This is a genomic window from Brevibacillus sp. HB1.2, from assembly GCF_013332495.1.
Taxonomy (GTDB): Bacteria; Bacillota; Bacilli; order Brevibacillales; family Brevibacillaceae; genus Brevibacillus; species Brevibacillus porteri.
The window spans coordinates 1-251 of sequence record NZ_JABMIU010000052.1 but is presented as its reverse complement, the minus strand read 5'-3'; the positions used below and the strand labels follow the sequence as shown (position 1 = coordinate 251).

The following is a 251-nucleotide window of genomic DNA, read 5'->3' as shown; positions in this document are numbered from 1 at the left end:
GATTTGACTATTTCTCAAAAGTGACGAGGAATAATGTAGCACATCTTCTTATTCACTTTCAAGTACTTTTTTAAAACTTTTTTGGTGGAGCTGAACGGGATCGAACCGATGACCTCCTGCTTGCAAGGCAGGCGCTCTCCCAACTGAGCTACAGCCCCATACTGGGGAATTATATGGTGGGCCTAGGCTGACTCGAACAGCCGACCTCACGCTTATCAGGCGTGCGCTCTAACCAACTGAGCTATAGGCCC

General features: G+C 48.2%; 2 tRNA genes. Both read right to left on the bottom strand.

Annotated elements, in window-relative coordinates:
* Positions 1-82: 82 nt before the first annotated feature.
* Positions 83-158 (bottom strand) — tRNA-Ala (locus tag HPY28_RS30215).
* Between the two features lie 16 nt (positions 159-174).
* A tRNA-Ile gene (locus tag HPY28_RS30210) sits at positions 175-251 on the bottom strand.